This window comes from Pantoea sp. WEP, from assembly GCF_041678305.1.
Taxonomy (GTDB): domain Bacteria; phylum Pseudomonadota; class Gammaproteobacteria; order Enterobacterales; family Enterobacteriaceae; genus Pantoea; species Pantoea dispersa.
Window position 1 is genome coordinate 458147 of record NZ_JBGNXB010000001.1, and the last position, 23827, is coordinate 481973.

General features: G+C 58.7%; 18 protein-coding genes and 3 tRNA genes. 17 read left to right on the forward strand and 4 right to left on the reverse strand.

What is annotated here, in order from left to right; genetic code table 11:
• Positions 1-13: 13 nt before the first annotated feature.
• The 3 genes from mscM to rsgA all read right to left on the reverse strand — a co-directional run bounded on the left by mscM (position 14) and on the right by rsgA (position 5406).
• Positions 14-3349, reverse strand: a complete 3336-nt coding sequence (gene mscM / locus ABVR31_RS02190) for a miniconductance mechanosensitive channel MscM (protein ID WP_372771746.1) — start codon at positions 3347-3349, stop codon at positions 14-16.
• A gap of 17 nt (positions 3350-3366) precedes the next feature.
• Positions 3367-4263: an archaetidylserine decarboxylase gene (gene asd, locus ABVR31_RS02195; RefSeq protein WP_021508134.1), complete on the reverse strand. Its 897-nt coding sequence runs from the start codon at positions 4261-4263 to the stop codon at positions 3367-3369.
• A 93-nt stretch (positions 4264-4356) separates the two neighbouring features.
• Positions 4357-5406, reverse strand: a complete 1050-nt coding sequence (gene rsgA, locus ABVR31_RS02200) for a small ribosomal subunit biogenesis GTPase RsgA (protein ID WP_031279822.1) — start codon at positions 5404-5406, stop codon at positions 4357-4359.
• A gap of 102 nt (positions 5407-5508) precedes the next feature.
• Here rsgA and orn point away from each other — a divergent pair, with 102 nt between their 5' ends.
• From orn to ABVR31_RS02220, 4 genes are all read left to right on the forward strand, one after another.
• Complete coding sequence (gene orn / locus ABVR31_RS02205) at positions 5509-6057, forward strand: oligoribonuclease (protein WP_058759872.1); 549 nt, start codon at positions 5509-5511, stop codon at positions 6055-6057.
• A gap of 236 nt (positions 6058-6293) precedes the next feature.
• A tRNA-Gly gene (locus tag ABVR31_RS02210) sits at positions 6294-6369 on the forward strand.
• 91 nt (positions 6370-6460) lie between these two features.
• A tRNA-Gly gene (locus tag ABVR31_RS02215) sits at positions 6461-6536 on the forward strand.
• A 199-nt stretch (positions 6537-6735) separates the two neighbouring features.
• Positions 6736-6811 (forward strand) — tRNA-Gly (locus tag ABVR31_RS02220).
• A gap of 431 nt (positions 6812-7242) precedes the next feature.
• Here ABVR31_RS02220 and queG read toward each other — a convergent pair.
• A complete protein-coding gene (gene queG, locus ABVR31_RS02225) occupies positions 7243-8382 on the reverse strand; it encodes a tRNA epoxyqueuosine(34) reductase QueG (protein ID WP_058759893.1) in 1140 nt (379 codons plus the stop codon).
• Here queG and nnr point away from each other — a divergent pair.
• The 13 genes from nnr (at position 8381) to rnr (ending at position 23804) form a co-directional block, all read left to right on the forward strand.
• A complete protein-coding gene (gene nnr, locus ABVR31_RS02230; RefSeq protein WP_372771747.1) occupies positions 8381-9898 on the forward strand; it encodes a bifunctional ADP-dependent NAD(P)H-hydrate dehydratase/NAD(P)H-hydrate epimerase in 1518 nt (505 codons plus the stop codon). The two genes, queG and nnr, sit on opposite strands and share 2 nt — an antisense overlap.
• 3 nt (positions 9899-9901) lie before the next feature.
• A complete protein-coding gene (gene tsaE, locus ABVR31_RS02235) occupies positions 9902-10378 on the forward strand; it encodes a tRNA (adenosine(37)-N6)-threonylcarbamoyltransferase complex ATPase subunit type 1 TsaE (protein ID WP_241798580.1) in 477 nt (158 codons plus the stop codon).
• Positions 10378-12033, forward strand: coding sequence for an N-acetylmuramoyl-L-alanine amidase AmiB (amiB, locus tag ABVR31_RS02240; protein ID WP_371824683.1), 1656 nt, complete (start codon positions 10378-10380; stop codon positions 12031-12033). Before tsaE ends, amiB begins: the two co-directional genes overlap by 1 nt.
• A gap of 42 nt (positions 12034-12075) precedes the next feature.
• Positions 12076-13935, forward strand: a complete 1860-nt coding sequence (gene mutL, locus ABVR31_RS02245; RefSeq protein WP_372771748.1) for a DNA mismatch repair endonuclease MutL — start codon at positions 12076-12078, stop codon at positions 13933-13935.
• Positions 13928-14869, forward strand: a complete 942-nt coding sequence (gene miaA / locus ABVR31_RS02250) for a tRNA (adenosine(37)-N6)-dimethylallyltransferase MiaA (RefSeq protein WP_031280158.1) — start codon at positions 13928-13930, stop codon at positions 14867-14869. Before mutL ends, miaA begins: the two co-directional genes overlap by 8 nt.
• 110 nt (positions 14870-14979) lie before the next feature.
• On the forward strand, positions 14980-15294 hold the full coding sequence (gene hfq / locus ABVR31_RS02255) for an RNA chaperone Hfq (RefSeq protein ID WP_010618006.1): 315 nt from the start codon (positions 14980-14982) through the stop codon (positions 15292-15294).
• 80 nt (positions 15295-15374) lie between these two features.
• Entirely contained in the window at positions 15375-16655 is a 1281-nt protein-coding gene (gene hflX / locus ABVR31_RS02260) for a ribosome rescue GTPase HflX (RefSeq protein WP_021509763.1), read from the forward strand.
• A gap of 79 nt (positions 16656-16734) precedes the next feature.
• Positions 16735-17970 (forward strand): FtsH protease activity modulator HflK, encoded by a 1236-nt coding sequence (gene hflK / locus ABVR31_RS02265; protein WP_021509762.1) that lies wholly within the window; start codon positions 16735-16737, stop codon positions 17968-17970.
• Between the two features lie 3 nt (positions 17971-17973).
• Positions 17974-18978, forward strand: a complete 1005-nt coding sequence (hflC, locus tag ABVR31_RS02270) for a protease modulator HflC (RefSeq protein WP_315657814.1) — start codon at positions 17974-17976, stop codon at positions 18976-18978.
• A 57-nt stretch (positions 18979-19035) separates the two neighbouring features.
• Positions 19036-19236 carry a DUF2065 family protein gene (locus tag ABVR31_RS02275; RefSeq protein ID WP_031280157.1) on the forward strand — a complete coding sequence of 67 codons (201 nt, stop codon included), beginning with the start codon at positions 19036-19038 and terminating at the stop codon, positions 19234-19236.
• A 175-nt stretch (positions 19237-19411) separates the two neighbouring features.
• A complete protein-coding gene (locus tag ABVR31_RS02280) occupies positions 19412-20710 on the forward strand; it encodes an adenylosuccinate synthase (protein ID WP_058759868.1) in 1299 nt (432 codons plus the stop codon).
• A 195-nt stretch (positions 20711-20905) separates the two neighbouring features.
• Positions 20906-21349, forward strand: coding sequence for a nitric oxide-sensing transcriptional repressor NsrR (nsrR, locus tag ABVR31_RS02285; RefSeq protein ID WP_372771749.1), 444 nt, complete (start codon positions 20906-20908; stop codon positions 21347-21349).
• A gap of 16 nt (positions 21350-21365) precedes the next feature.
• Positions 21366-23804, forward strand: a complete 2439-nt coding sequence (rnr, locus tag ABVR31_RS02290; RefSeq protein ID WP_372771750.1) for a ribonuclease R — start codon at positions 21366-21368, stop codon at positions 23802-23804.
• Positions 23805-23827 lie beyond the last annotated feature (23 nt).

Sequence of the window (23827 nt, forward strand, 5' to 3'; positions counted from 1 at the left end):
CGGGCGTTTTGTTTTACAGGCCACCGGATTTGAAAGTCCGGCTGGCAGCCGAACCGTTGCTGGCCGGCGTTTTGCGCCCCAGCGTTTCCATCCGTACCTGGAACGGCGGGAACGGCATCTCAATGCCATGCTCTTCAAAGCCGCGCAGAATAAGCTGATGCAGCTCATGACGCAGCGGCATACGATGGCCCATCTCCGCCGCGTGCACGCGCAGCTCAAACAGCTGAATGCCCTGCTGCAAGTCCACCAGGAACACATCCGGCGCCGGCATATCCAGCACGTAGGTGCAGCGATCGGCCGCCTGCTTCAGGATGGTCGTCACCTCTTCGCTGTTAACGTGGGCCGGTGCCGGAATGGTCAGCACCACGCGCGTCACCGAATCCGACAGCGACCAGTTGACGAACTGCTCGGTGATAAAGGCCTTGTTCGGCACAATAATCTCTTTGCGGTCCCAGTCGGTAATGGTGGTGGCGCGCGTATTGATGCGGGTGATGCTGCCGGTCAAATCGCGAATGGTCACGGTATCGCCGATACGAATGGGTTTCTCAAACAGGATGATCAGACCGGAGATAAAGTTGGCAAAGATCTCCTGCATCCCGAAGCCCAGCCCCAGACCCAGCGCCGCTACCAGCCACTGCAGTTTTGACCACTCCACGCCAATAATCGAAAAGCCAATCAGACCGCCGACCAGCATCAGCGCGTATTTGGTCAGGGTGGTAATGGCGTAACCGGTGCCGGGCGACAGGCTGAGGTGTTGCAGCAGCGCCAGCTCCAGCAGCGCCGGCATATTGCGCACCAGCTGGGTGGTAATGATAAAGATCAGGATGGCGATCAGCACGGCACCCAGCGTAATGGGCTGTACGCTCTCGACGCCCTGCACCGTGGTGCTGGCATCCCACAGCGGAATGTTGTCGAGGAAGCTGAACGCGGAGTGAATCTCAGACCACAGCACAATCACCGACACCAGCGCAATCAGCGTCAGAATCGAGCGGACCAGCCGCAGCGACTGCGCGCTGATCGCATCCAGATCGATAATCGGCTCTTCGACTTCCACGGTATCGGTGCTGACGGCAGACTGCTGCTCTTTTTCCTCTTCGCTGCGCGCGCGGTTGGCCAGCATATCGGCACGACGCTGGCGCGCGCGGTCAAAGGCGATGCGGCGGCGCTGAATCAGCATCCAGCGGCGAATGATGTGGTAAATCACCAGCAGGAAGAACCAGATGCCGACCGAGGTTTCCAGACGCGCCAGCAGCGCCTGCGCGGTGGCCAGATAGCCAATGCAGGAGGCCAGCGCCGCCACCAGCGGAATGGCGATCATCAGGTTCCACAGAATCCGGTTAACGAAGTTGTCGCCGTTGCCCTCTTTATCCAAATAGAGCGGGATACCGGCGCGTTTCAGACTGACGGTGACAATGCTCAGCGCCCCGCAGATCAGAATAAAGCACAGGCGCCCCAGCGTGGCGGAGAACTGCGGATCGTCGAGGTTGGCGAAAGCAATCAGCAGCATAATCAGCGGTACGATCAGGCCGACCGTCAGCGAGTAATAACGCATGGCGCGCGCGACCCGCGCCTGCGGCCAGCGGAAGTGCACGACAAACAGGCCGTCAGGACGGGCAAACGCCGCGCTGATCATGAACGCCCACAGCAGCGGCAGGGTGGCAGTGATGCCATCGCCAATCGCTACGGCAAACGGGTAAGGCCAGGCGTGCTGCAGGCCAAAGCCGAGCGCGGCCCACAGTACCGGCAGCGGCACCGCGACCAGAATCGACCAGAAGACGGTGCGCAGCGTCAGGCTGAAGCGGTCCTGCGTTACTTTCCCCACGCGGCTGGCCGCGCGCGCCATAAAGGCGTTGTAGTGACGACGCGTGCTGATGCTAAAGCCCACCAGCAGAATGGCGCCGATGATCGGCAGCACCGTTTCGCGGTTAGTGAACATCATCGCCAGCGCTTTGCCCAACTGGCCCAGCGTGTCCAGCGACAGCAGGCGCGTCAGATCGGTGGCCACGTCCAGCGGATATTTCAGGCCAACCGGGCTGACGTCGGCGGTCCAGAACAGATAGCGGTGCGTCGCCTCTTTGACTTCACTCAGCGCGTCCTGCAGCTGCGTATTGGAAACCTTCAGCTTGGTGATTTCCAGAATCAGCGTGTCGCAGCCGGAAATCAGTGAGTTCAGCAGTTCACGCTGGGTTTTCAGCTGGGCATCCAGAATGCGCGTCTGTTCACTGGTGAACGGCGTGCCGTCCGCCTGTTTCTCTTTGCGCAGCGCCTGCTGGCGCTCCAGCAGGTCTTCATAATGCAGCCGCTGCACGCGCAGCTGGCCCATTTCACTGTCGATCTGCTGGGATTTCGGCATCTCCGGCAGGCGCGCCACCTGCGCGCGCAGCGCTTCACCCAACAGATTCGACACGCCCAGCCACTGTGACTGCTCGCGCAGCGTGCTCAGCGCCTGGCGCACCTGCAATGTCTGATTGGTGGCGAGACGCTGCTGCGAGGCCACCAGATCCATACGCTGCGCCTGCTGATTCAGATCGGCGGAGAGCTCGCGGTTAACGCGGAACTGATCGCTGATGGAGGCCGGCAGATCGCCGCTGTTTTCCGCCAGCTGTTCGGTGCGCTCCAGCGCCAGTTCGGCTTCGCGCTGACGCTGGTTGTTGAGCTGATTGCGCAGCGCCTGCAGATAGTTATCCAGCTGGGTGGCTTTGCGCTGATGCACTTCCGCGCGCATACGCGCCAGCTCCTGACGGTTATTGGCGGACAGCTGCGCCAGCTCCAGCTCATCTACCCGCGCTTTACTGGCAGCGCTCTCGGTCTGACGCGCATAAATCTGCGCCTGTGCCAGCGGGCTAGCGGCAGCCGCCACGCCCTGTGCGCGCCGTTCGCTTTCGGTCATGGCGCGCCGCGCATCGGTCTGCTGCTGCGGCAGCTGCGACAGAGAATCGCTGATTTCGCGGGCGCGATCCTGCTCTTGCTGCGCCTGGCGGCTCTCTTCCAGCAGCTGGCTGCTAACCTGCAGGATCTCCTGATCCAGCTCGGCATTGCTCATGTTGCTGCGCACTGGCTTGCTGCTGTCGGTCAGCGTGGCGATTTGCTGACGCAGCTCGCGGGCCAGCCGCGGGAAATCATCGATTACCTGCTGATACTGTTTCGCCCGTTCCAGCGAGTCGTCGCGTTCGGACAGGAAGTTAATTGCTGCTTCCAGCGCCTGCACCTGTTCGGCCTGGCTGGGCGAGCTTTTCGCGGATTTCGCCGTTTCCAGATCCTGTTTGAGCTGGCTGGCGGGTGGAACGGTGGCGGCAAAGACGGTGCTGCTGAGCACCAGGCTCAGCAGCAGAAAAAGAGAGGCGCGCACGGCGGTGTTTCCCGGAATTAGTCGATGAGCGGAGCGCTGTCGCCGGGCTGCGGCAGGGCGATAGCCAGCGGCTGACCCAGGCGGGTTTTGCTTTCGGCTTCAAGGCTTTCAGCCAGCTTAACGCGGTTCGGCGCAAACAGGTTGATCACCGTCGAGCCCAGCTTAAAGCGGCCCATCTCCTGACCTTTCAGCAGCACGACCGCGCCATCATGATCGGCCGATGGGTAGCGCCAGCGTTTGATCACCCCTTCGCGCGGCGGCGTCACGGTGCCGGCCCAGACGGTTTCGATGCTGCCGACAATGGTGGCGCCCACGAGGATCTGCACCATCGGGCCATGATCGGTATCGAATACGCAGATCACGCGTTCGTTACGGGCAAACAGGTTCGGGATGTTGCGCGCGGTCAGCGGGTTAACCGAGTAGAGATCGCCCGGCACGTAGATCATTTCGCGCAGGATGCCGTTACACGGCATGTGCACGCGGTGGTAGTCGCGCGGCGCAAGGTAAGTGGTAACGAACTCACCGTCGACAAATTTTTCCGCCAGATCGTCATTGCCGGCCAGCAGCGCCTGCAGCGAGTAGGTGTGGCCTTTGGCCTGGAAGATCTGATCGCCAGCAATACGGCCCAGCTGGCTGATGGCGCCATCGGCTGGCAAGGCCAGCAGCGAAGCGTCCGGATCGATAGGGCGCGCACCCTCTTTTAACGGGCGTACAAAGAAGTCATTAAAGGTGCGGTAGCTGCCGGTGTGCGGCTTACTGGCTTCCGCCATATCCACTTTGTAGAACCAGACAAAAATGTCGATGACCGCTTTGGTCAGCCAGCCAGCGCGGCGGCTGGCGCCCCAACCGGCGAGTTCGGTCAGCGCTTTTTTAGGCAGAATGTGATTCAGGCCGAGTTTAAAACGATCAAACACCGTTGCCTCCTGGCTTAATAACGTTTGGTTTACACAAAAGGGGGCGGATTGTAGCAGCGCCCCGGTCAGTTGGCGAATGTGCCGTTGTACCCGTTAATCTTCGCTGGCGGAAAAGTTTTTACGCGTTTTTACCTGCGCCATGCTCTCCAGAATACGGTGGTAATTATCGAAGCGAGAAATGTCGATGATCCCGTTCTCCACCGCTTCGCGGATGGCGCAGCCAGGGTCGTTGTCGTGCTTGCAGTCACGGAACTTGCAACCGCCTAGAAATTCACGGAATTCGACAAATCCCTGGGTAATTTGTTCCGGCTCCAGATGCCACAAACCGAACTCGCGCACGCCAGGCGAATCGATGACATCGCCGCCGTGCGGGAAGTGATACAGCCGTGAGGCGGTGGTGGTGTGCTGGCCGAGGCCGGACACATCCGACACATCATTGGTCAGGATCTCATCGCCTGCCAGGTCGAGGCCGAGCAGGTTGTTCAGCAGGCTGGATTTACCCACGCCCGACTGACCGGCAAAAATGCTGACCCGGCCGGTGAGCGCCGCTTCCAGATCCTTCAGTCCATCTTTGGCGCGGCTCGACACCATCAGTACGCGATAGCCAATGTGGCGATAGATATCCATCTGCTCATCGACAAACGCCCGCGCGTCGTCATCCAGCAGATCGGTTTTATTCAATACCAGCAGCGGCTCCACGCCGAGCGTTTCGCTGGCCACCAGATAGCGATCGATAATGTTCAGCGACAGCTCCGGCAGGATCGCCGACACAATAATGATCTGATCAATGTTAGCGGCGATCGGTTTTACGCCGTCATAGAAGTCCGGGCGCGTCAGCACCGTCTGGCGCGGGTGTACGGCTTCAACAATACCTTTGCCGCCGTTTTCGCCGGCGGCGCGCCACACCACGCGGTCACCGGTGACCAGCGAGCGAATGGTGCGGCGAATATTACAGCGATGCACCTCGCCGGCGCTGTCTTCCACATCCGCGTGCATGCCAAAGCGGCTGATCACTACGCCCTCAGAGGCTTCACCAAACAGGCTATCGTCCGGTTCCGGCTTTTCGTTCCGTTGCTGCAGACGACGCTGATGGTTGGCGCTGACGCGACGTTGTTGACCCTTCGACAATTTATTTTTGCTCACGCATCCTCTCACGCTTTCGCCAGGCTTCGCCCCGCTGGGCAAAACGTCTATGATACACCTTAATTCAGGCTAATGACGACTTTGGCAACAGGCGGGAAATGCATGACAGCGGGAAATGAAAACAATCTGATTTGGATCGACCTGGAAATGACCGGACTGGATCCGGAGCGCGATCGCATTATTGAGATCGCCACCATTGTAACGGACGCCAACCTCAACATTCTGGCCGAAGGGCCGGTGCTGGCGGTGCATCAGTCCGATGCGCAGCTGGCGCTGATGGATGACTGGAACGTGCGCACCCACACCAATAGCGGGCTGGTTGCGCGCGTAAAGGCCAGCCAGCATGACGATCGCGCAGCGGAGCAGGCGACGATTGCGTTTCTGCAACAGTGGGTTCCGGCCAACACCTCGCCGATTTGCGGCAACAGCATTGGCCAGGATCGCCGCTTCCTGTTTAAGTACATGCCGGCGCTGGAAGCCTATTTCCACTACCGCTATCTGGATGTCAGCACGCTGAAAGAGCTGGCGCGCCGCTGGAAGCCAGAGATTCTGCCAGGCTTTAAAAAGGCCGGTACGCATCAGGCGCTGGACGACATTCGTGAGTCCATTGCCGAGCTGGCCTACTACCGCGAGCACTTCCTGCAGCTGTAAATCAACGCGGGTGCGCAGGAAAGCAGCAGTTTGCCGATTAAAACAGCAAACGCGCGCAAAGCGCAAAATTTTGCTTTGCAACGCTTGCGGCGGGAAGGATTTCTCGTATAATGCGCACCCCGTACCGGTGAAGAATTTACAACAGGTACGGAGCAGTAAAAGTAACAAATGTTCTGAATCAGGTAGTTCAGTTGCGCTAAGGCGGTCAACGCCGCAGCAGATTGAAAGACAATGATGCGGGAATAGCTCAGTTGGTAGAGCACGACCTTGCCAAGGTCGGGGTCGCGAGTTCGAGTCTCGTTTCCCGCTCCAGAACATGCAGTAAAAAGTAATGCATCAGAATCAAGGATTTCAACTGCGTCCAGGCCGTTAACGCCGCAGCGCAATGAAAGACGACGATTATGCGGGAATAGCTCAGTTGGTAGAGCACGACCTTGCCAAGGTCGGGGTCGCGAGTTCGAGTCTCGTTTCCCGCTCCAGTCTCTGTTGCAGTACGCCATCCAAATCACGGATTTAGTCTTTTTGCGGTTGTTGTGACTTAAGAATGCCGGTACATAATCGAGTATTTGAGTTTGCAACAAGGCGGCAACTGAGCGAATCCCTGGGAGCTTACACGAGTAAGTGACCTGGGTGAGTGAAGGCAGCCAACGCCGTGGCAGACTAAAATACGAAGATTATGCGGGAATAGCTCAGTTGGTAGAGCACGACCTTGCCAAGGTCGGGGTCGCGAGTTCGAGTCTCGTTTCCCGCTCCAGATTTTCATATTCACTAAAGTTATTTGCCCCCGGGCGCAATCAGACATACAACTGCTGCAGTCGTTTTACCTGTGCGGTTCCGTTTGTTATCTGGAAATTTTGCACGCTGCGTGAGTGCCGAAGATGTCTGCGTCTGTTGCAGTAATCTTACAGGTTATCCACAATGCGCCCGCAACGTGCTGACGGCGTTTTACCCTATCTGCAAAACCGTTTTGAACAGAGTTATCCACAAGCTCTGGACAAGCCCCTGCGCGCAAAACCCGACGTAAATGTTTACAGTAATTATCTAACTATATGTTTTTTATTGGGTAAATGATATTTCAGACTGTGAATGCCCCTTTTAGACGAAATAACGATCCACGTCACTATTCGGGGAAATAATTTTATTCACAGCATGTGGAAAAGCATAATATCCTGCGCGATTGCTCAATCATGCATCACGCGGTAACCCTTTCTCGACGGCGCGCACCAGCCGCTGCTGCTGTGCCGATTGCACCTCTATCGCCTGCGCCGCGCGCTTTTGCCGCTGCTGCGCTATCGCCCAGTCAATGTGCTCATCCAGCAGCGGATGTTCACCGCGCCGCTGTTCTAATACCGTAAGATTCTCGGGTGCCCAGGGCGCATTACCCAGCGCCACCGCTACGTTACGCAGCCAGCGCAGATGGCCGATGCGGCGAATGGCAGAGCCTTCCGTGACGCGCAGAAAACGGGCTTCATCCCAGCCGAACAGTTCGACCAGCTGCGGCGCGTGCAGCACCGCGCGCGGCGAAAAATCCTCCTCATCGGTCAGCTGACCATAGCGGTTCCACGGACAGATCAGCTGGCAGTCGTCACAGCCGTAAATGCGGTTGCCGATCAGCGGACGCAGCGCTTCGGGAATGGCGCCTTCCAGTTCAATGGTGAGATAGGAGATGCAGCGGCGCGCATCGACGACATAAGGTTCGACGATGGCGCCGGTCGGGCAGATGGTCATACAGGCGACGCAGCGGCCGCACTGCTCTTGCTGCGGCTCATCCACCGGCAGCGGTAGATCAATCAGCAGCTCGCCGAGGAAAAACCACGAACCGGCTTCGCGATTCAGCACCAGCGAATGTTTGCCGGTCCAGCCGAGTCCGGCTTTGACGGCAATCGGCCGCTCCAGAATTGGCGCGGAGTCGACAAACGGACGAAAATTGAGTTCGCCGCAGTGGGCCTGGATTTTTTCTCCGAGCTTTTTCAGTCGATTGCGCAATACTTTGTGGTAATCGCGGCCCAGCGCGTAGCGGCTGACATAACCCAGCTGCGGGTTTTTTAGCGTGCTGGCAAACGCGGCTTTGGCCGGAAGATAGTTCATGCGCACGCTGATCACGCGCAGCGTGCCGGGCAGCAGTTCATGCGGGCGGGCGCGCATCATGCCGTGACGCGCCATCCAGTCCATCTCGCCGTGATACTGTTTCTCCAGCCACTGCTGCAGTTTCGGCTCTTCGGCGCTCAGGTCGGTATCGCAAATACCCACCTGCTGAAAGCCGAGTTCGCGCCCCCACTGTTTAATCTGTTGAGCGAGCTGTTGAAGATCGAGAGGGTATGACATGAGAGACCAGGCAATTGAAGCAAACGCACGCAGTTTACCACACTCTGTCTGGCCTGCGCAGGCCATGCCGCAACTGGAGTGCGACGCCGCCGATAGCCTGGGCCTGACGCTGTATGAACTGATGCAGCGCGCCGGGCAGGCCAGCTATGAACGGATTCGCCAGCAGTGGCCGCAGGCGCAGCACTGGCTGATTTTATGCGGCCACGGTAATAACGGCGGCGATGGCTACGTGGTGGCGCGGCTGGCGCAGGCCGCCGGGCTGAGCGTGACGCTGCTGGCCTGTGACAGCCAACGTCCGCTGCCGGAAGAAGCACAGCAGGCGCGCGACGGCTGGCTGGCGGCGGGCGGCGTGATTCATGCCGCCGACGCTGCCTGGCCGGAACACATCGACGTGATTGTTGATGCGCTGCTGGGCACCGGGCTGAATCGCGCGCCTGCCGCGCCTTATCAGTCGCTGATCGAACAGATCAATGCGCACGCCGCGCCGGTGTTTGCCGTCGATATCCCTTCCGGGCTGGTGGCCGCGACCGGCACCACGCCAGGGGCGGCGGTCGTGGCGGACTGCACGTTAAGTATGATTGCGCTGAAGCCTGGTCAGCTCACCTGCAAAGCGCGTGACCACGTCGGCGTGCTGCATTGCGCGACGCTTGGCCTGGACGCGTTTCTGGCTGGCGAGCAGGCACCGATTCATCGCTACGCTGCAGCGGATTTACCGCGCTGGCTGAAGCCGCGCAAAGCCACCTCGCATAAGGGCGATCACGGCCGTTTGCTGGTGGTCGGTGGCGACAGCGGCACGGCCGGCGCGATCCGCATGACCGGCGAAGCGGCGCTGCGCAGCGGTGCCGGGCTTGTGCGGGTGTTAACGCATGAAGATAATATTGGTCCGATTCTCAGCGCACGACCGGAGCTGATGGTGGATGCCCTGAGCGACGCGCGGCTGGACGACGCGCTGGCGTGGGCGGATGTCATCGCCATCGGCCCCGGTCTTGGCCAGCGTGAATGGGCTCAGAAGGCACTGAAAAAGGTGGCACTGAGTGAAAAGCCGATGCTTTGGGATGCTGATGCGCTTAACCTGCTGGCAATCAATGCAGATAACCGTCAGAATCGCATCATTACGCCGCATCCCGGCGAGGCAGCACGCCTGCTCGGGGTGAAAACCGCTGAGATTGAGAGTGACCGCTTACACGCCGCGCAGACCCTGGCAAACCGCTACGGCGGCGTGGTGGTGCTGAAAGGTGCCGGTACGGTAATTGCCAGCGCGACGGGCGACATGGCGATTGCGGATGTCGGCAATGCGGGCATGGCGTCCGGCGGTATGGGCGATGTGCTGAGCGGTATGATCGCCGCCCTGCTGGGCCAGCAGGCCACCCTGTTTGACGCCGCCTGTGCGGGCTGTGTCGCGCACGGTGCCGCGGCGGATGCGGTAGCGCGACAGCGCGGGACGCGCGGCATGTTAGCCACTGATTTGTTCGCACTGCTGTGGCAGTTTGTTAATCCAGAGATGATCCAACAATAAAGCATGAAGACCTGTGTTATTCCTTTGCCCGATGAGGCGGCAACCCTGAATCTGGGTGCGCAACTGGCCCGCGTTTGCAGCAGCGCGGTGGTGATCTATCTGTATGGCGATCTGGGTGCCGGTAAAACCACCTTCAGCCGCGGCTTTTTGCAGGCGCTTGGCCACCAGGGCAACGTCAAAAGTCCAACCTATACGCTGGTTGAGCCCTATCAGCTGGGCGACCGCAGCCTGTACCATTTCGATCTCTATCGCCTCGCCGACCCGGAAGAGCTGGAGTTTATGGGCATCCGTGACTACTTCAGCGGCGACGCGCTGTGCCTGGTTGAGTGGCCGCAGCAGGGCGCGGGTGTGCTGCCAGAGCCGGATCTGGCACTGACGCTAAGCTACGTCGCCAGCGCGCGCGCAGCGGAAATCCGCGCGCATTCGCCGCTCGGCAACACGCTGCTGCAGCAGTTTCAGCAGGGCAGGGAACCGGCATGATGTCACGCGTTACCGGGATGATGCTCGCCCTGCTGTGTCTGTTCTCCTCGTCGGCGCTGGCCGCGACACTATCGGATATCAAAGTCGATAACGGCGACAGCCAGGCGACGGTGACCCTGAGCTTCAACGGCCAGCCGGTGTATGGCTTCTTTCCGCTACACAACCCGAACCGGGTGGTGCTGGATATTCGCCAGAGCGGCAATATTCAGGGGCTGCCGCTCAACTTTAGCGGCGAAAACATCGTTAAACGGATTCGTAATAGCCAGCCGAAGGATAAGCAGAGCATCCGGCTGGTGTTTGAGCTGACTCAGGCGGCAAAAACGCGCGCCAGTACGCAGCGCGACGGCAATCAGTACCGCGTGGTCTTCACCATCAGCGGCACCCAGCCGGCCAGACGCAGCACCGCGGCGGCACCGGTGACGCGTGCGCGCCAGAGCGACAGCGCTACGACCAGCCAGGGTAATCCGTTCAACGCCAATCCGGTGACGGCGGTGACCAGCAGCAACACCACGGTGCGTCCGGGCGGTGCTGTCAGCCGTAATGATGCGGTGATCGTGGCGATTGATGCCGGACACGGCGGTCAGGATCCTGGCGCGTCGGGCCAGCACGGCTTACATGAAAAGAATGTCACCATCGCCATCGCGCGGAAGCTCAAAGCGCTGATGGATCAGGACCCGATGTTTAAACCGGTGCTGACGCGTAACGGCGACTACTTTATTTCGGTGATGGGCCGTTCCGAGGTGGCGCGTAAAGAGAACGCTAACCTGCTGGTATCGATTCACGCCGACGCCGCACCGAATCACTCTGCCACCGGGGCTTCGGTTTGGGTGCTGTCCAACCGTCGCGCCAACAGCGAAATGGCTAACTGGCTGGAGCAGAAAGAGAAACAGTCTGAGCTGCTGGGCGGTGCGGGCGATCTGCTGGCGAACAGCCAGGCCGATCCCTACCTGAGCCAGGCGGTGCTGGATCTGCAGTTTGGCCATTCACAGCGCGTCGGCTATGACGTGGCGGTCAAAGTGCTGCAGCAGCTGCGCGGCGTAACGCCGTTGCACAAGCGTCTGCCGGAACATGCCAGCCTCGGCGTGCTGCGTTCGCCGGACATCCCTTCTTTACTGGTTGAAACCGGCTTTATCAGTAACGCCGGGGAGGAGCGGCTGCTAGGCAGCAGCGCGTATCAGGAAAAGATTGCCCAGTCGATTTACAAAGGACTGCGTAACTATTTCCTCGCGCATCCGCTGCAATCGGTCCCAAAGGAGGAAAACCGGCCGCTGGATCGCGCACCAGCGGTTAGCGTCGCCAGCAACCCGGCCACCGGCACCGTGCAATACACCGGTGCTACCCAGCGCCATACCGTGACGCGCGGCGAGACGCTGTCCGGCATTGCCGCGCGATACGGGGTCAGCATGGCGACGCTGCGCGAGCTGAATAACCTGAAGCGCGATGTGGTTTGGGTCGGCCAGCGGCTGAAAGTGCCGGCCGGTTCCGGCGTCAGCAGCGCGGCCAGCCGTCCGGCGCGGCACAAAGTGGTGCGCGGTGATTCGCTGACGGCGATTGCCGCGAAGTACGGCGTCAGCCCGAAAGCCATCATGCAGGCGAATAACATGAAGTCGAGCAACGTGATGCTGGGGCAAAATTTAAAGATTCCACAATCCTGATGAGGGGCTGCGCGCAGCCCATACCTGATAAGGATCACCACCATGCCAATACAGATTTTACCGCCTCAGCTGGCGAACCAGATTGCCGCTGGCGAAGTGGTTGAGCGCCCGGCCTCGGTCGTAAAAGAGCTGGTGGAAAACAGCCTTGATGCCGGAGCGACGCGCATTGAGGTTGATATTGAGAAAGGCGGTGCAAAGCTGATCCGCATCCGCGACAACGGCTGCGGCATCGCCAGAGATGAACTGGCGATGGCGCTGGCCCGCCACGCCACCAGCAAGATCGCCTCGCTGGATGATCTGGAGGCGATTGTCAGCCTCGGCTTTCGCGGCGAAGCGCTGGCGAGTATCAGCTCGGTGTCGCGCCTGACGCTGACGTCGCGCACCGCCGATCAGCAGGAAGCCTGGCAGGCCTATGCCGAAGGGCGCGATATGGCGGTGACGGTCAAACCCGCCGCCCACCCGGTGGGAACCTCGCTGGAAGTGCTCGATCTGTTCTACAACACGCCTGCCCGCCGTAAATTCATGCGCACCGAAAAGACCGAGTTCACCCATATTGATGAGGTGATTCGCCGCATTGCGCTGGCGCGTTTCGACGTTGCCATTTCGCTGACGCACAACGGCAAGCTGGTGCGTCAGTATCGCGGCGTGACGCAGGAGGCGCAGCGCGAGCGGCGTCTGGGCGCCATCTGCGGGACACCTTTCATGCAGCATGCGCTGCGCATTGACTGGCAGCACGACGATCTGGCGCTGCGCGGCTGGGTGGCCGATCCGGCGGGGTCGCGTCAGGTTACCGACCTGCAGTACTGCTACGTTAACGGTCGCATGATGCGCGATAAGCTGATTAATCACGCCATCCGCCAGGCCTATCAAACCCAGCTCGGTGAAGATCAGCAGCCAGCCTACGTGCTGTATCTGGAGATTGACCCGCACCAGGTGGATGTCAACGTGCATCCCGCGAAGCATGAGGTGCGTTTTCATCAGTCGCGTCTGGTGCATGACTTTATCTGGCAGGGCGTGATGAGCGTGCTGCAGGCCAGTCGCAGCGCCGAATTGCCGCTGGCCCATGCCGAAGAGCCACCGCCGCAGTGGCAGCCTGAGAACCGCCAGGCCGCCGGAGCGAATCACTTTGCCCAGCCGGCAACCGGCGCGCGCAGCGGTGGCAGTGCGGCATCCGGCGGCACGGGCGGCCAGTGGCAGCACAAAGAGCCGGGCTATCGCACGCGTGAAGGGGCGGTTTATCAGCAGCTGATAAAAACACCGGCGGCGGAGACGCCACGCGCACCGGCCGCTGAACCCGCGCCCGCGCCACGACCGGCACCCGCGCGTGAAGCGCCGCTGGCCGCCCATACGCAAAGTTTTGGCCGGGTGCTCAGCGTGGTGCGCGAGCGCTATGCGCTGCTGGAGCGCGGGGAGACGTTGCAGCTGCTGTCATTAAGCGTGGCGGCGCGCTGGCTCAAACAGGCCCAGCTGCAACCCGGCGATGAGGGGCTCAAACCGCAGCCGCTGCTGATCCCGGTACGGCTGAAAATCGCTCACGAAGAGTTAAGCGTGATTGATGCCCAGGCGGCGCTGTTAAGCCAGATGGGCATTGATTTACAACGGGAAGGACAGCATGTGACGCTGCGCGCTGTCCCTTTACCGTTACGAACACAAAATTTACAAATCTTGATTCCAGACCTGTTAGGCTATCTCGCCCGGCAGCAAGAGGTTTCTGCTTCCGCACTGGCCCAGTGGCTGGCGCGACGCGACGATGCGGCAGAACCTCACTGGAATCACTCGCAGGCGATCACGCTGCTGGCAGAGCTCGAACGGCTCTGTCCGCATCTGCTGAAATCGCCGCCTTCAGGTCTGTTACAGACCCTTGAGATTGAGAGCGCGCTAAACGCGTTGAAGCATGAGTGAACTGAACCAGGCTAGCCGGCCAAAGGCAATTTTTTTGATGGGGCCGACCGCCTCCGGTAAGACGGCATTAGCCATTGCGCTGCGTCAGCAACTTCCGGTGGAACTTATTAGCGTTGACTCTGCCTTAATCTATCGCGGGATGGATATTGGCACGGCGAAACCGTCGGCACAGGAGTTGGCGCAGGCACCCCATCGCTTGCTGGACATTCGCGACCCGGCGGAGAGCTATTCCGCTGCTGAGTTTCGTCGCGATGCGCTGGCAGAAATGGCGGAGATTACCCAAAAAGGTAAGATTCCGCTGCTTGTTGGTGGAACCATGCTTTACTTCAAAGCGTTGCTGGAAGGATTGTCGCCGCTGCCCTCGGCGGATCCGGAAGTGCGTCAGCGAATAGAGCAAATGGCGGCGGAAAAAGGCTGGGAAGCCCTGCACCGCCAGCTGTGTGAAATCGATCCGGTCGCCGGTAGTCGTATTCATCCGAATGATCCGCAGAGACTTTCGCGAGCACTGGAAGTTTTTTTTATTTCGGGTAAAACTTTAACGGAACTGACAAAAACGGCCGGTGAAGCGTTACCCTACGATGTGTACCAGTTTGCTATCGCTCCGGCGAGCCGCGAACTGTTACACCAGCGCATCGCGTTGCGTTACGACCAGATGTTAGCGTCAGGTTTTGAAGCGGAGGCTCGGGCACTGTTTGCACGAGGTGATTTGCATACGGACATGCCTTCCATTCGCTGTGTTGGTTACCGTCAGATGTGGTCTTATCTGTCTGGCGAAATCGATTACGACGAAATGGTTTATCGGGGAATTTGCGCCACCCGGCAGCTCGCTAAACGCCAGATGACCTGGTTACGTGGCTGGCCCGACGTCCACTGGTTAGACAGTGACGCGCCAGAATTAGCGCGTAATGCGGTGCTTCAGGTTGTTAGTGCGTAGCAGGGATGATTGTGTACAATTGGTCCGTTATCGTGCGCAAATTTTTACGCAGTTTTTCTGAACCACGGTTCACAAAGTAACAAACAACAAGCATATAAGGAAAAGATAGAATGGCTAAGGGGCAATCATTACAAGACCCGTTTTTGAACGCATTGCGTCGTGAACGTGTACCGGTTTCGATCTATTTGGTGAATGGTATTAAGCTGCAGGGACAAATTGAATCCTTTGATCAGTTCGTCATTCTGTTGAAAAACACGGTAAGCCAGATGGTGTATAAGCACGCCATCTCTACAGTGGTTCCTTCTCGTCCGGTTTCGCACCATAGCAACAACGCGGGCGGCAGCGGTGGCAGTAACTACCACCATGGCGGAAGCAACCAGGGCGCTCAGTCGCAGCCACAACAAGACGGCGATAACGCAGAGTAATTCTGCACGGCCGTAAAGCCAGGGCTGGGGAGCGAGTGCGTTTTCCCGTCCTGGTTATTTTATTTTAGCGAGGTTATAGCTTGTTTGACCGTTATGATGCCGGTGAGCAGGCCGTACTGGTACACATCTGGTTCTCCCAAGACAAAGAGCTGGAAGATTTGCAGGAGTTTGAAACTCTTGTCTCTTCTGCGGGCGTCGATGCGCTGCAAGTGATTACCGGCAGCCGTAAAGCGCCACATCCCAAATATTTTGTCGGTGAAGGAAAGGCAGTTGAAATTGCCGATGCGGTGAAAGCGAGTGGAGCATCGGTCGTTTTATTCGATCATGCCTTATCCCCTGCTCAGGAACGTAATCTTGAGCGGCTGTGCGAATGTCGCGTAATCGATCGCACCGGCTTAATTCTCGATATTTTTGCCCAGCGCGCCCGCACCCATGAAGGGAAATTGCAGGTCGAGCTGGCACAGTTACGCCATCTTGCCACCCGTCTGGTGCGCGGATGGACTCACCTTGAGCGGCAGAAAGGCGGTATCGGCCTGCGTGGACCGGGTGAAACCCAGCTGGAAACCGACCGTCGCTTACTGCGCGGCCGCATCAGCCAGATTCTGTCCCGCCTTGAACGCGTGGAAAAACAGCGTGAGCAGGGACGTCAGGCGCGTGCGAAAGCCGATGTGCCGACCGTCTCCCTGGTGGGCTACACCAACGCCGGCAAATCCACCCTGTTCAACGCCATCACTTCAGCCAACGTATATGCTGCCGACCAGCTGTTCGCCACGCTGGACCCGACGCTGCGCCGCCTGAATGTGGCCGATGTCGGCGAAGTGGTGCTGGCGGATACGGTAGGCTTTATCCGTCACCTGCCGCATGACTTAGTGGCGGCGTTTAAAGCCACCCTGCAGGAAACCCGTCAGGCGTCGCTGCTGCTGCACGTGATTGACGCCGCGGATTTGCGCGTCAATGACAACATCGACGCCGTAAACGAAGTGCTGGCAGAGATTGAAGCCGATGAGATTCCGGTGCTGCTGGTGATGAACAAGATCGATATGCTGGATGGCTTTGAGCCGCGTATCGATCGCGACGAAGAGAACCGGCCGACGCGCGTATGGCTGTCGGCGCAGAGCGGTGCCGGTTTGCCGCTGCTGTGGCAGGCGCTGTCCGAGCGCTTAGCCGGTGAAGTGGCGCAGTATGATTTACGTCTGCCGCCGGAAGCGGGCCGCCTGCGCAGCCGCTTCTATCAGCTGCAGGCGATTGAAAAAGAGTGGAATGAAGAAGATGGCTGCGTAGGTTTGCAGGTGCGAATGCCGATTGTTGACTGGCGCCGCTTGTGCAAGCAGGAACCGCAGCTCGCCAGTTATATTGTTTGACCGTTGCCCAACTCATTTACCCCAAGACGTGCCCGGCACGTGGCAGGGTAAACTTATATACAATAAATGGAGTAGAGACATGGCGTGGAATCAGCCCGGAAATAACGGACAGGACCGCGACCCGTGGGGAAGCAGCAATAACCAAGGCGGCAACTCTGGGGGAAATAAAGGAGGTCGCGATCAGGGACCTCCTGATCTGGATGATATCTTCCGTAAGCTGAGTAAAAAACTCGGCGGACTGGGCGGTGGCAAACAGAGCGATAACGGCCAGCGCAGCGGCGGCAGCGGTGGCAAACTGGTTGGCATTGTCGCCGTGGCGGCAGTGGTCATCTGGGCAGCCAGTGGTTTCTACACCATCAAAGAAGCGGAGCGCGGCGTCGTGACGCGTTTCGGCAAATTCAGCCATCTGGTTGAGCCTGGCCTCAACTGGAAACCGACCTTTATCGATCAGGTGCGGGCCGTCAACGTCGAAGCGGTGCGTGAGCTGGCAGCGTCTGGCGTGATGCTGACTTCGGACGAGAACGTGGTGCGCGTGGAGATGAACGTGCAGTACCGCGTGACCGATCCGGAGCGCTACCTGTATGCGGTGACCAGTGCCGATGACAGCCTGCGTCAGGCCACTGACAGCGCGCTGCGCGGCGTGATTGGCCGCTCGACCATGGACCGTATCCTCACCGAAGGCCGTACCGTCGTGCGTAGCGATACCCAGCGTGAAATCGACGAAACCATTCGTCCTTACAACATGGGTATTACGCTGCTTGACGTCAACTTCCAGGCGGCGCGTCCACCGGAAGAGGTCAAAGCCGCGTTTGACGATGCGATTGCCGCCCGCGAAAACCGCGAGCAGTACGTGCGTGAAGCTGAAGCGTACGCCAACGAAGTGCAGCCGCGTGCTAACGGCCAGGCGCAGCGTATTCTTGAAGAGGCGCGAGCCTACAAAGAGCGTACTGTGCTGGAAGCGCAGGGTGAAGTGGCGCGGTTCGCGCGTCTGCTGCCGGAGTACAAAGCCGCACCGCAGATCACCAAAGAACGTCTCTACATTGAAAGCATGGAGCGCGTGCTCAGCCATACCCGCAAAGTGCTGGTTAACGACCGTGGCAACAGCCTGATGGTGCTGCCGCTGGATCAGCTGATGCGCGGCGGCCAGGCAGGCGGCCAGAGCGGTCAGAACAATGCCAATCTGATGAAGTTACCGTCGTCACCGGGCAGCAATGCCGGCCGTGGCGACACTTCATCCTACAGTCCGGACAGCATCATGGATCAGCGTCGCGCCAATGCGCTGCGTAACGATACCCAGCGCGAAGGGAGGGAGTAATCGATGCGTAAGCCAATCATCGCCGTAATTATTGTTGTTCTGGTGGTGCTGTACGCCTCACTGTTCGTGGTGCAGGAAGGCCAGCGCGGTATCGTGCTGCGCTTTGGTAAAGTACTGCGTGATGATGAGAACAAGCCGCAGGTGTACGCACCGGGTCTGCACTTCAAGATTCCGTTTATCGAAACCGTGAAGTCGCTGGATGCGCGCATCCAGACCATGGATAACCAGGCCGATCGTTTCGTCACCAAAGAGAAGAAAGACCTGATTGTTGACTCTTACATCAAGTGGCGCATCAGCGATTTCAGCCGTTACTACCTCGCGACCGGCGGTGGCGATGTGTCTCAGGCGGAAGTGCTGCTGAAACGTAAGTTCAGCGACCGTCTGCGTTCAGAAATGGGCCGTCTTGATGTGAAAGACATCGTCACCGACTCGCGTGGCCGTCTGACCACCGACGTGCGCGATGCGCTGAACACCGGCAGTGCCGGCAATGACGACGAAGTGCAGACGCCAGCCGCTGACGATGCGATTGCCAGCGCGGCTGCCCGCGTTGAGCGCGAGACCAACAGCAATGAGCCGGCGCCAAACCCGAACAGTATGGCGGCGCTGGGTATTCAGGTGGTCGACGTGCGCATCAAGCAGATCAACCTGCCGACCGAAGTGTCGGACGCGATCTACAATCGTATGCGCGCCGAGCGTGAAGCAGTAGCACGTAGCCAGCGTTCACAGGGTCAGGAAGAGGCAGAAAAACTGCGCGCCCAGGCCGATTATCAGGTAACCCGTACGCTGGCAGAAGCGCAGCGTCAGGCGCTGATCAGCCGTGGTGAAGGGGATGGTGAAGCTGCCAAGCTGTTCGCCGACGCCTTCAGCCAGGATCCTGATTTCTATGCCTTTATCCGCAGCCTGCGTGCCTATGAGAACAGCTTCTCGGACAACCAGGACGTGATGGTGCTGAGCCCGGATAGCGATTTCTTCCGCTATATGAAGGCGCCAACTAACGTCTCGCGTTAATAACTGTTATAACCTTGAGGCCGACACTGATGTCGGCCTTTTTTTTGGGAAAACAGAATGAACACAACCGTCTGGATGGCGCTGGCTTTGGTGCTGGTGCTGGAGGGATTAGGACCGATGCTGTTGCCGCGCCTGTGGCGTCGCATGATTCTGGCGATGACGCAGTTACCGGACCGTATACTGCACCGTTTTGGCGGCGGGCTGGTGGTGGCGGGCGTGGTGATTTACGCCATGCTGAGCACGCACGCGAATGGCTGAGCAAAAATCTGCGCGCTGCCGCCCGGCTAAATTGTGTCTGCTGCAGAGCATTGCCCCCAACATGTTGTAGTGATCAAAACTCAGGCAAAAAACAGCGCAATCGTATGCTAAAAGTGCTGAAAGAGTGAAAATCCGATGGTAGAATCCATTTTTAAGCAATCGGTGATTTTAGAAAATGGGTAAGAACGTCGTCGTACTGGGCACCCAATGGGGTGATGAAGGTAAAGGTAAGATCGTAGACCTTCTGACTGAACGCGCGAAATATGTTGTGCGTTACCAGGGTGGCCACAATGCAGGCCATACACTTGTCATCAACGGTGAGAAAACCGTCCTCCACTTAATTCCCTCTGGCATCCTGCGTGAAAACGTCACCAGCATCATTGGTAATGGTGTTGTGCTGTCGCCTGAAGCCCTGATGAAAGAGATGAACGGTCTGGAAGCGCGCGGTGTGCCGGTACGTGAACGTCTGCTGATCTCTGAAGCTTGTCCGCTGATTCTGCAATACCATGTGGCGATGGACCTGGCGCGTGAAAAAGCGCGCGGTGCCAAAGCTATCGGTACCACCGGTCGTGGTATCGGCCCAGCCTATGAAGATAAAGTTGCCCGTCGCGGTCTGCGCGTCAGCGACCTGTTCAACAAAGAAACCTTCGCCGTGAAGCTGAAAGAGATCGTTGATTTCTACAACTTCCAGCTGGTGAACTACTACAAAGAAGATGCAGTAGACTACGATAAAGTGCTGAGCGATGTACTGGCGGTGGCCGACATCCTGACCGGCATGGTCGTCGACGTGTCTGAACTGCTGGACGGCGCGCGTAAGCGTGGCGACCTGATCATGTTCGAAGGCGCACAGGGTACGCTGCTGGATATCGACCACGGTACGTATCCGTACGTGACTTCGTCCAACACCACTGCCGGTGGCGTGGCGACCGGTTCAGGTATCGGTCCACGCTACGTGGATTACGTGCTGGGCATCGTCAAAGCTTACTCCACCCGCGTTGGTGCCGGTCCATTCCCGACCGAACTGTTTGATGAAACTGGCGAGTTCCTGTGTGAGAAAGGTAATGAGTTCGGTGCCACCACCGGCCGTCGTCGTCGTACCGGCTGGCTGGATGCGGTTGCAGTGCGCCGTGCGGTGCAGATCAACTCCCTGTCCGGCTTCTGCATGACCAAACTGGACGTGCTGGATGGCCTGAAAGAGGTGAAAATCTGCGTCGGTTACCGTATGCCGGATGGCCGCGAGATGACCACCACGCCGCTGGCCGCTGAAGGCTGGGAAGGCATCGAGCCGATTTATGAAACTCTGCCGGGCTGGAGTGAAAACACCTTTGGTGTTAAAACACTGGAAGGCCTGCCGCAGGCAGCACGTGATTACATCAAACGTGTTGAAGAAGTGACTGGCGTGCCGATTGATATTATTTCAACCGGTCCCGACCGTAGTGAGACCATGATTCTGCGCGATCCGTTCGACGCTTAATCACGTTTTGCAGGCCGGACACTGTCCGGCCTTCGTTTATCTGCTCTTTGACTCCGCTCACTTCATTTTTTCCTGCTGGTTTCGGGAGTTGCAGGAAAAAAGCGCTCCGGGTTTTCCACACTGGTTTATCATCAATGTTAATCGAAGCGCTCACGGGCGTTATAACAACAATATCGATGATTCACTGAGGTACATGTGCAGCTAACAAGTTTTACCGATTTCGGTCTGCGCGCCCTGATTTACATGGCGACATTGCCGCAAGGTCAGCAGACCAACATTACCGAAGTCACCGATACCTACGGGGTATCGCGTAACCATATGGTTAAAATCATCAATCAACTGAGCCGGGCCGGCTTTGTTACCGCGACACGCGGTAAAAACGGCGGAATTCGTTTAGGCATGGACCCGGAAAAAATCGTCATTGGCGATGTCGTGAGAAAAATGGAGCCTTTGCAGCTGGTAAACTGTAAAGAGTGTGCGATAAATCCCGCCTGTCGCCTGCGTAGCGCGCTGAATAATGCGGTCCAGCTGTTCCTGCAGGAACTGGATAAATATACGCTCGCCGACCTGGTGCAAAACAACGATTCGCTTTACCACATCTTATTGTCCGAACCGCCGGTGGCAATTCCACATAAATGACATCGGAGGAACCGTAATGTCAAAAGATCCCTTTCAGGATAGAGAAGCTGAAAAGTACGAAAATCCTATTCCCAGTCGGGAATTTATCCTCGCGCTATTAGAAAAGCGTGAAAAGCCGGCGAGTCGCGAAGAGATCGCCGAAGAGTTAAACATCACCAGCGAAGATCAGCTTGAAGCGCTGCGTCGCCGCCTGCGCGCCATGGAGCGTGACGGTCAGCTGGTGTTCACCCGTCGCCAGTGCTACGCCCTGCCGGAGCGTCTGGATTTACTGCGCGGCAAAGTGATTGGCCATCGCGATGGCTACGGCTTCCTGCGCGTTGATGGTCAGAAAGATGACTTCTACCTCTCGGCGGAGCAGATGAAGTTCTGCCTGCACGGTGATGTTATCCTCGCCCAGCCGGGCGGCTCCGACCGCAAAGGGCGGCGTGAAGCGCGCGTGGTCCGCGTGCTGGAACCGCGCAACAGCCAGATTGTTGGCCGCTACTTCACCGATGCCGGCACCGGCTTCGTGGTACCGGACGACAGCCGTCTGAGTTTTGACATTCTGATCCCGGCGGAAGAGACGCTGAATGCGCGTATGGGATCGGTGGTTGTGGTGGAAATCGTGCAGCGCGCGACGCGCCGCAGCAAAGCCATTGGCAAAATTACAGAAATTCTCGGCGACAACATGGGCACTGGTCTGGCCGTGGATATGGCGCTGCGCACCCATGAAATTCCCCACTCATGGCCGGAAGAAGTCGAGAAAGAGATTTCCAGACTGAAAGAGCAGGTACCGGAATCGGCGAAAAAAGGCCGCGTCGACCTGCGTGAACTGCCGCTGGTGACCATCGACGGTGAAGACGCGCGTGACTTCGATGACGCCGTTTACTGCGAGAAAAAACGCGGCGGCGGCTGGCGCCTGTGGGTGGCAATTGCCGACGTCAGCTATTACGTGCGTCCCGGCACCGCGCTGGATAACGAAGCGCAGCAGCGCGGCACCTCGGTCTACTTCCCGTCGCAGGTGATACCGATGCTGCCGGAGACCCTCTCGAACGGCCTGTGCTCGCTCAATCCGCAGGTGGATCGCCTGTGCATGGTGTGCGAGATGACCATCTCGGCCAGCGGTAAACTTACCGGCTTCAAACATTACGAAGCGGTGATGAACTCACATGCGCGTCTGACCTACAACAAAGTGTGGAGCATTCTGCAGGGCAACCCGGAGCTGCGTGAACAGTATGCGGCGCAGGTGAAGCACCTCGAAGAGCTGCACCGCATGTATGAGGTGCTGGAAACCGCCCGTGAACAGCGCGGTGGCATCTCGTTTGAAACCGACGAAGCCAAATTCATCTTCAACGCTGAGCGTCGCATTGAGCGCGTGGAGCGCACCGTACGTAACGATGCGCACAAGCTGATTGAAGAGTGCATGATTCTGGCCAACATCGCCTCCGCGCGTTTCGTTGAGAAACATCAGGAGCCGGCGCTGTTCCGCGATCACGATCGCCCGAGCGAAGACAGCATCACCAGCTTCCGTACCGTGCTGGGCGAGCTGGGTCTCAGCCTGCCGGGTGGGTCGAAACCGCAGCCGATCGATTATGCCGATCTGCTGACGCAGATTGCCGACCGTCCGGATGCTGAAATGCTGCAAACCATGCTGCTGCGTTCGATGAAGCAGGCGGTGTACGATCCGGAAAACCGCGGTCACTTTGGCCTGGCGCTGGCGTCGTATGCGCACTTTACCTCGCCGATCCGTCGCTATCCGGATCTGCTGCTGCACCGTGCCATCAAGTATCTGCTGGCCAAAGAGCAGGGCACGGTAAAAGGCAACACCACGCCAACTGGTGGTTATCACTACGATATGCAGCAGATGCTGCAGCTGGGTCAGCACTGTTCGATGACCGAACGCCGTGCCGACGAAGCGACGCGCGATGTGGCCGACTGGCTGAAGTGTGACTTTATGCAGGATCAGGTGGGTAACGTATTCAACGGCGTGATCTCCAGCGTGACCGGCTTTGGCTTCTTTGTTCGCCTCAACGATCTGTTCATTGATGGTCTGGTGCACGTCTCCACGCTGGACAATGATTACTACCGCTTCGATCCGGTGGGCCAGCGTCTGATTGGCGAATCCGGCGGTCGCACTTACCGTCTGGGTGATGCGGTGGAAGTGCGCGTTGACGCGGTGCACATGGATGAGCGCAAGATCGATTTCGCGCTGATCTCCAGCAAACGCGTACCGCGCGGTGAAGGGAAAACCGCGCGCGAGCGTGAGAAGCGTGGCGGCAAGCCACCGGCGAAGCGGCGTCGCGACGCGGGTCGCAAGGGCAACTTTGAGCCGGACGCCGCTTTCCGCGGTGAGAAGCAGCCGCCTACGGCGAATAAAAGCGAGAAAAAAAGCAAAAAAGTCTCCGAAAAAACCCGTAAAATCGCCGCCGCAACCAAGGCGAAGCGCGCAGTGAAGAAGAAGGCCAGCGAAGCCTGATGGCCTCTTCACCCGCCAGCGGC